The 296-nt window shown below is 49.7% G+C and carries 2 tRNA genes; both read right to left on the bottom strand.

Features of this window, described 5'->3' with window-relative positions:
- Positions 1-73: 73 nt before the first annotated feature.
- Positions 74-147: transfer RNA gene (locus tag ICL07_RS32210), tRNA-Ala, on the bottom strand.
- 10 nt (positions 148-157) lie between these two features.
- A tRNA-Ile gene (locus tag ICL07_RS32205) sits at positions 158-232 on the bottom strand.
- Positions 233-296: the final 64 nt, after the last annotated feature.

Below are 296 nucleotides of genomic sequence, written 5' to 3'. Positions count from 1 at the left end.
CTGAGATCCGATCTCTGTGGCCCGTTTGGCCGTACATCTGTGTGTATGTGTATTAAGAACTAAGTTGATTAAGTGGAGGATATCGGATTCGAACCGATGACCCCCTGCGTGCAAGGCAGGTGCTCTAGCCAACTGAGCTAATCCCCCGTAATCATTGTAGACCCGAGCAGATTTGAACTGCTGACCCCTACATTATCAGTGTAGTGCTCTAACCAGGCTGAGCTACGGATCTGTCTAGGTTGCCGGTCGCTGGTATCTATTCACTTAACCGTTCCAGTCCTATTACCAACTTGGCG

This window comes from Chitinophaga qingshengii, from assembly GCF_014529935.1.
Taxonomy (GTDB): Bacteria; Bacteroidota; Bacteroidia; order Chitinophagales; family Chitinophagaceae; genus Chitinophaga; species Chitinophaga qingshengii.
The sequence above is the reverse complement of the archived record's forward strand: the minus strand, read 5'-3'. Positions and strand labels throughout refer to the sequence as shown.